Below are 7,384 nucleotides of genomic sequence, written 5' to 3' on the forward strand. Positions count from 1 at the left end.
CTCCCACGGTCCCTTTTCGTTGTGGGGGCCGACCCCCCACACCCCCACGGTGCGTCCGGTTGCCGACCCAGCGTGGTCGCCCCGCCTACGCGGTGGGCATCTTTGTTGCCTCCGCCTCGGCCGCCATCGGCTTCGCCGCCTGACGGCGTTTGCGGAGCCAGAGGAGCACCGCGACGGCGGGGACGCCCAGCACTAGCAGGAAGGGGGCCATCGCGCCGACGACGGTGAGCAGGCCGCCGCCGAAGACCAGGAACGCGTGCCAGCCGCTTGCCAGGCCGCCGAGGAAACCACCCGGCGCCTCGGGCGCGGGTGCCGGGGGCGGCGCGCCCTCGGAGACCGTCAGCGTGATCGTGGACATCGCGACGCTGCCCGCCAGCGAGTTGCGCCGCTGCTCCAGGGACTCCAGATCCGCCTCACGACGCGTCAGCTCGGTCTCGACCGACGAGACCTCCGTGACCGACGTCGCCTTCGCCAGCAACGCCCGCATCCGCTCGACACTCGCCCGCTGCGTCGCGAGCCGGGCTTCGACGTCGACGGTCTGCTCGGTGACGTCCTGGGTGTTCAGCTCGCGCTTGACGGTCTTCCCCAGCCCGGCCAGTTCGTCCAGCACCCCGTCGAGCTTCTCGGCGGGCACGGCGAGGCTCAGCGTTGCGTGCGAACCGCCGCTGCTCTCCTGTCCGGTGTAGCCGCCGGAAGCCTGCGCGACCTGGCGAGCCCGCCCGATGACATCGGCCACCTTCGGCGTGCTCAGCTCGAGCCGCGCGGTGCGCACCAGCTTCCGGTCGCTGACGCCGGGCTGCCCGACCGGTACCGGCGCCCCGCTCTTGCCCTTGTCCGGCTGCGACGCCTTGCCCTGCTCCGCCGGCGCGGAGTTGCCCGAGCCCGCGCTGTCGGCACGCATCGGCGCCGCGCTTTCCTGTGCCCCGTTCGTGCATCCCGCGAGCACCAGCGCCAGGCCTGCCGCCGCGAGCGCCGCTCTCCACCGAGTCCGCATCCGTGTTCTCCCTCCAGTCATGGCGGGAGGACGAACGGGACGATCAGCGCGGTTGCACGCGCCGGGTCACGAGTCGGTCAAGCCCGGCTCGTGCGGCTTTTCGGGCTCGACCAGATGCCGGAACGCCTGGAGGTTCGCCAGCGATTCGCCCCGCGAGACCCGCCAGTCCCATTCGCGCTTGATCGACGTCGCGAATCCGATCTCCAGCAGGATGTTGAAATCGCCGTCGGCGGCCTCGACGACCTGGCCGAGAATCTTGTCCAATTCGGACTCGGTGACCGTGCCGATACCGAACCGGCCGACCAGATAGATGTCGCCCATACTGTCCACTGTGTAGTGAACACCGTACAGCTTCGCGTTGCGCTGCAACAGAAAACGATAAACGTCCTCATGCGACTCATCGGGACGGCGGCAGACGAAGGCCTCCACCGAGACCGCGTGGTCACCCTCGACGAGCCAGCAGTTCGTCTGGAGCTTCTTGGTGCCGGGCAGTGTCACGAAGTACTTGCCGGGGCCACGCCGGTCGTACTTCAGCTCCGCGGCGTCCAAAGTGGACTTGATGACGGCGTCGAGCATCAGACGGCAACCTCCGAACGTAGTTCCAGCGCCCGCCGGAACGCGGTGGTGGCCTGAGCATAGATGTCCAGCAGCGAATCCGTGGTGCGCTGCCAGGAGAACCGCCGCGCGTGGGTGACCGCGTTCGCCGCCAGTTCCGCCCGGCGCCCCGGCCGCAACGCGACCGACGCCAGCGCGTCCGCCCACTCCGGCGCGCCGTGCGAGGGCACCAGCAGCCCGGACACGCCGTGCGGCACGGCCACCGGCAGCCCGCCGACCTCGGCCGCCACCACCGGCGTCCCGCACGCCTGTGCCTCCAGCGCCACCAGCCCGAACGACTCGTTGTAGCTCGGCACCGCGACGACGTCGGCCGCGCGGAAGACGTTCGCCAGCGCCTGCCCCGGCTGCGGTGGCAGGAACCGGACGTGCCGTTCGATCCCCAGCGAGACGGCCAGCTCACGCAGCGCCTGTGGCTGCTCCAGACCCGTCCCCGACGGCCCGCCGACGATCAGCACGATCAGCCGCGACGCCACCTCCGGCCGCTTCCGCAGCAGCTCCGCTGCCGCGTGCAGAAGGACGTCCGGCGCCTTGAGCGGCTGGATGCGCCCGGCGAAGGCGAGCACGACGGCGTCCTGCGGCAGCCCCAGCGCGGCACGGGCCGCGTGCTGCGAGCCCGGCGTGAAACGGTCGAGGTCCACCCCGGGCGGCACCGCGTGCACCATGTCCTGCGGCGCGTCGTACAGCTCGATCAGCTGACGCGCCTCGACCTGCGTGTTCGCCACCAGCCGGTCGGCCTCGGCGACGACCTGGTCCTCGCCGATCACCCGCGTCCGCGGCTCCGGAGTGTCCCCCTCGGCCAGCGCGGCGTTCTTGACCTTCGCGAGCGTGTGCGCGGTGTGCACGAGCGGGACTCCCCAGCGGTCCCGCGCGAGCCAGCCGACCTGACCGGACAGCCAGTAGTGCGAGTGGATGAGGTCGTAGTAGCCGGGTTCGTGGAACGCCTCGGCCCGCAGCACACCGGAGGTGAAAGCGCACAGCTGCGCGGGCAGCTCGTCGCGGCCCAGCGGTTCGAACGGCCCCGCCGGGACGTGCCGCACGGTGACCCCCGGCGCCAGCTCGGCCAGCGGCGGCTGGTCCGAGGAGGTGGCCCTGGTGAACACCTCCACCTCGACCCCGCGGCGGGCCATCTCGGTGGCGGTCTGGCTGATGTAGACGTTCATGCCGCCGGCGTCGCCGGTGCCGGGCTGTTCCAGCGGAGACGTGTGCACGGACATGACCGCGATCCGGCGCGGCGCAGCACGAAACCCCTGCAGGGAGATGCTCACCTGGTCAACTCCTGTGGTATCTACCGGCGCTGTGGCTATTCCCCGGAGAACTGCCGAAGCACGGAGTTGAACTCCTCCGCGGACTCGACGAACGGCAGATGCCCCGCGTCAACGAACCAACGCAGAACGGCCCCCGGAATCTTCCCGGCGGCGTATTCCGCGGCCGCCGGGGCGACCACCCGGTCGTTCGTCCCGTGCACGATGAGGCAGGGCTTGTCGATCGCGGCCAGCACCTCCGCGCTGTCGACGTCGCGGCGGAACATCGCGGACCGCACCGACGGCGACACGCTCAGGAAGCTGCCGAGCAGGGCCTGCGCCAGCGGCCCGGGAACCGGTTTCGCCGCCATGGCCTTGCTGAACTCGATCAGCGCGGGCACCGCGACGTCCGGGTCCTCCGAGAGCACCGCCGGGATCGCCGCGCGCATCGCGTCGCCGATCCGGCCGCCCTCGTGGCCCTTGCCGATCTCGGTGAGCGCCCCGGCGAGCACGATGCCACCGATGCGTGCGGAACCGTGCACCCGCAGGTAGTCCGTGATGACGAGCCCGCCGTAGGACCAGCCGACCACGATCGGGTCCGGACCGGCGAACTCCAGCACCGCGGCCAGGTCGTCGGCCCACGCCCGCGGGTCGTCATAGCCCTGCTTGGGCGTGTCGGACGCGCCGTGGCCGCGCAGGTCCATCGCGATGAGCCGGAACTGCCCGGTCAGATCGGGATCGGCGAACTGCGAGGCCCAGACGCGGGACGACTGCGCCCAGCCGTGCACGAGGACGAGCGGCCGCGCGTGCCGCGCGCCGCCGACGGACAGGCCGATTCTGGCGCCGTCGGCGCCGATGACTTCGGTACGCACTTATTTGACCGCCGAGAAGGACTTCCAGGTTCCCCAGTCGTAAAGCCAGTCGTTGACGTCGGACTGCGTCTGCTTCCCGAGCTTCGAGCCGGTGACCTCGACCGGGTCGCCGATCAGCGCCGAGGAGAAGTAGTCCTTGGCGTCCGCGTCGAGCAGGTTCACGCAGCCGTGCGAGTTGTTGGTCTTGCCGATCGCGGCCGCGTTGTCCTGGTTCTCGTGGATGAACTCACCGTGGTTGGAGAACCGGCACGCCCACTTCTTGTTGACGTTCGTGTAGCCGTAGCGGGCGTTGTCGAAGACGGCGTGTTCCTTCTTCTCCATGATGATGTAGGTGCCGAGCGGGGTGTTGCGCTCGACGTCGGAGTCCAGCCCGTTGCTGCACGGGTAGCTCTTGACCTTGGCCCCGTCGCGGTAGACGTTCATCTGGTGGTCCGGGGTGTTGATCTTGACGACCTGGTTGCGGCCGATCTTGAACTTCGTGGTGACGTCGGACTTCCCGTACACACCGCCGCCGAGGTCGACGCCGTACAGCTTCGCTTCGACATTGACCGTGATGTTGGCGGGCCAGTACTCCTTGGGCCGGTAGTCGACCTGGGTGTCGGACAGCCAGCCCCACGCGCCCTCGACCTGCTTGTCGGTCTTGACGGTGAGCGCCTTTTCGACCGCGACCCGGTCCTTCACCGGGGCGTCGAACTTGACGCTGATCGGCATCGCGACGCCGACCTGGGCGTCGTCGATCGGGTTGAGCGTCGCCCGGTTCTGGCTCGCCGGCTTCAGCGTGGTGAAGGCACCCTTGAGCTCGGCGACCTTGTTGTCGCTGCCGGTGGCCTTCGCGGCGTAGGTGTAGGTCTTGCCGTAGCCGAGCGGCTCGGCGCTGGTCCAGCTCAGCCCGTCGCTGGCGAGCTCGCCCTTGACCTGCTTGCCACCGTCACCGGTGAGCGAAACCTCGGTGAGCTTCCCTTCGGTGACCTTCACCACAACCGGCGTCGCGACGGGTGCGTCCTTGGCGTCGACGGCGGGTACGGCGGTGATCTTCGCCTTCGGCGGCTGTGGCGCGGACGGCTGTCCGCCGTTGCCGCCGCTGCCTCCGTTGTCCTCCCCCGAACACGCGGCGACGATGACCGTGGCCCCGGCGGCCAGCGCGGCCTTGAACACCATGCGGCGATCCAACACTTACAACCTCCCGCTTGCCCCCTCGCCGACCGGCAGCCTCCACGCTCTCAACGTCGGCGACGGGTTCGACGTTACCTGCCGACCCCCGCGGTCACCCAGGCCCACTACCTGTGTAGACGCCCGGGTGGTGAACGGGTTGCCAGTGTTCAGGAGCACAAAACGCCGTTCACAGCGCGCAGTTGACGAGCAACGGCTCTGGGTGCAGCGTCACACCGAACCGGTCGCGGACGCCGTCGCGGACCTCGCGGGCCAGTGCGAGCAGATCCTCGGTGCGGGCCTCACCGCGGTTGGTCAGCGCGAGCGTGTGCTTGGTCGAGAGCGAAACACGCCCGCCCGGCCCGGGGTGTCCCTTCGTGAACCCGGCGCGTTCGATCAGCCAGGCCGCCGACAGCTTGACACCGCCATCGGCCGGATACTGCGGGACCTTCGCGTCGGCGCCCACGACGCCGGTGATCCGCGCCAGCACGGCGTCGGCTTCGGTGGCGGGGACGATCGGGTTGGTGAAGAACGAGCCGGCGCTCCACGTGTCGTGGTCGGCCGGGTCGAGCACCATTCCCTTGCCGCGCCTCAGCTTCAGCACAGCCTCGCGCGCGTCGGCCGCCGGAACGAGAGCACCGGTCTCGACGTCGAGCACCCGTGCGAGTTCGGCGTAGCGGATGGGCGCGGAAAGGCCGTCCTCGCGGATCTCGAAGCGGACGGTGAGCACCACTCCCGCGTCGGTGCCCTTGAGCACGCTGGTGCGGTAGGCGAAGCCGAGTTCGTCGGCCTTGACCGTGCGGACCTTGCCGGTGACGCGGTCGTAGAGGTCGACCGAGACGATCGACTCGGCGACCTCGCAGCCGTACGCCCCGACGTTCTGGATCGGCGTCGCGCCGACCGAGCCCGGGATGCCGGACAGGCATTCGAGCCCGCCGAGCCCCTCGGCGACGAGCGCCGCGACGAACTCGTCCCAGTTCTGCCCGGCGGCGACCTCGACAATCTTCCCGTCGCGGGTCCAGCCGGTGGTGGCGATCTCGATGAGCGTGCCGTCGAACCCGGCGTCGCCGACGACGAGGTTGGAGCCGCCGCCGAGCAGCAGCACCGGCTCGCCGGCGGCATCGGCCTCGCGGACGGCGTCGACGAGGTCGGCGCTGGTCACGGCGGTGACGTACCGGCGGGCGGGGCCGCCGAGACGCAGCGTGGTGTGGGCGGCGAGGTGCGTCGCGGCGGGAGTTTCGGCAGGCTTCACGCTCCCAAACGGTACTGTCCGGCTCATGGGATCCCGGATCGAGCACCGCGCAGAGTTCTCCGACGACGTCGCCGACGTGCTGGCGGCGGTCGCCGGGGAGGACGCGCTGGCGGCACGGCTGGAGCGGCTCGGCGGCGACGGCGCGGCGCTGCTGAAGTACTCGTGGTCGGACGACGACGAGATCTCCTACGAGCTGCGCCAGGGCATCAGCGCGGAACGTCTTCCCCAGGCCGTGCGGGCGCTGCACAAGGGTGACCTGGTGGTGCACCGGACCCAGACCTGGCGGCCGGACGGCGACGACTACACCGGCGAGGCGACCGTCGAGGTCGGTGGCGTGCCGGGCGAAATCACCGCGCGGACCTCGCTCACGGTGTCAGGCGATCGTGTCGTGCTGCTGACCCGCGGCGAGGTGACGGTGCGGATCCCGCTGTTCGGCGCGAAGCTGGAGAGCGTGATCGCCGAGCAGGTGACGAAGCTGCTCGAGCGCGAGGGGGAATTCACCGCGAAGTGGCTGGCCGACCACTGAAGCCCGGCGCGCTCGTCGGCGCGCCGACCCGGGGCACCACGAACCCGAACCGCCTGCGGCGTGTCGACCGCTGGCTGGCCGGTGACCCCGCTGTCGCGGCGTTGCTGCGTCGTGCGCCGGACCCACTCGTCGTCGATCTCGGCTACGGCGCTTCACCGGTGACGACGATCGAGCTGGCCCGCTGGCTGCGCTCGGTGCGTCCGGATGTCCGGGTGCTGGGCTTGGAACTGGACCCGGAGCGGGTGACTTTCGCGCAGCGGGCCGCCGATCCGCCGCGGCTGGAGTTCCGGCGGGGCGGGTTCGAACTGGCCGGGACGCGGCCGGTGCTGGTGCGGGCCTTCAACGTGCTGCGGCAGTACGCGGAGGACGAGGTCGCGGACGCGTGGTCGCTGATGCTCTCGCGGATCGCGCCCGGCGGGTTGCTCGTCGAGGGCACGTGCGACGAGATCGGGCGACTGTCCACATGGGTCACCGTCGCGGCACCAGGTCCGCTGACGCTGACGTTGTCACTCCACCTTGCTTCCCTCGATCAACCGTCCACTGTGGCCGAACGGCTGCCGAAGATCCTTATCCACCGCAATGTTCCCGGCGAACGCGTGCACGCGTTCCTGTCCACTTTGGATGCTTGCTGGGCGGCCGCGGCGCCGCTGCGGTCGTTCGGCGTGCGGGCCCGGTGGCTGGAAACCGTGCGGATGCTCGCCGCGCGGGGCTGGCCGGTACTCGGCCGCCCCGCAC

Annotated in this window: 8 protein-coding genes; 2 read left to right on the plus strand and 6 right to left on the minus strand. The window is 70.4% G+C overall.

Going from position 1 to position 7,384, the window contains the following annotated elements; translation table 11 throughout:
- Positions 1 to 85: 85 nt before the first annotated feature.
- The 6 genes from ACFWX1_RS41785 to ACFWX1_RS41810 form a co-directional block, all read right to left on the minus strand.
- Positions 86 to 994, minus strand: coding sequence for a DUF4349 domain-containing protein (locus tag ACFWX1_RS41785; protein ID WP_378395429.1), 909 nt, complete (start codon positions 992 to 994; stop codon positions 86 to 88).
- Positions 995 to 1,060: 66 nt separating this feature from the next.
- Complete coding sequence (locus ACFWX1_RS41790) at positions 1,061 to 1,573, minus strand: YbjN domain-containing protein (RefSeq protein WP_378395439.1); 513 nt, start codon at positions 1,571 to 1,573, stop codon at positions 1,061 to 1,063.
- Complete coding sequence (gene mshA / locus ACFWX1_RS41795; RefSeq protein WP_378395440.1) at positions 1,570 to 2,823, minus strand: D-inositol-3-phosphate glycosyltransferase; 1,254 nt, start codon at positions 2,821 to 2,823, stop codon at positions 1,570 to 1,572. Before mshA ends, ACFWX1_RS41790 begins: the two co-directional genes overlap by 4 nt.
- Positions 2,824 to 2,909: 86 nt before the next feature.
- Positions 2,910 to 3,722: an alpha/beta fold hydrolase gene (locus ACFWX1_RS41800; protein WP_378395430.1), complete on the minus strand. Its 813-nt coding sequence runs from the start codon at positions 3,720 to 3,722 to the stop codon at positions 2,910 to 2,912.
- Positions 3,723 to 4,895 (minus strand): Ig-like domain-containing protein, encoded by a 1,173-nt coding sequence (locus ACFWX1_RS41805; RefSeq protein ID WP_378395431.1) that lies wholly within the window; start codon positions 4,893 to 4,895, stop codon positions 3,723 to 3,725.
- A 166-nt stretch (positions 4,896 to 5,061) separates the two neighbouring features.
- Positions 5,062 to 6,123 carry a UDP-N-acetylmuramate dehydrogenase gene (locus ACFWX1_RS41810; protein ID WP_378395433.1) on the minus strand — a complete coding sequence of 354 codons (1,062 nt, stop codon included), beginning with the start codon at positions 6,121 to 6,123 and terminating at the stop codon, positions 5,062 to 5,064.
- Between the two features lie 25 nt (positions 6,124 to 6,148).
- Between ACFWX1_RS41810 and ACFWX1_RS41815 the strand changes: the two genes are divergently transcribed.
- Positions 6,149 to 6,649 carry a DUF2505 domain-containing protein gene (locus tag ACFWX1_RS41815; protein ID WP_378395434.1) on the plus strand — a complete coding sequence of 167 codons (501 nt, stop codon included), beginning with the start codon at positions 6,149 to 6,151 and terminating at the stop codon, positions 6,647 to 6,649.
- Positions 6,631 to 7,384 (plus strand): class I SAM-dependent methyltransferase (locus ACFWX1_RS41820; protein ID WP_378395435.1); only part of this gene is annotated, 754 nt, incomplete at its 3' end. The genes ACFWX1_RS41815 and ACFWX1_RS41820, both read left to right, overlap by 19 nt.

The organism is Amycolatopsis sp. NPDC059021 (genome assembly GCF_042739895.1).
Classification (GTDB): Bacteria; Actinomycetota; Actinomycetes; order Mycobacteriales; family Pseudonocardiaceae; genus Amycolatopsis.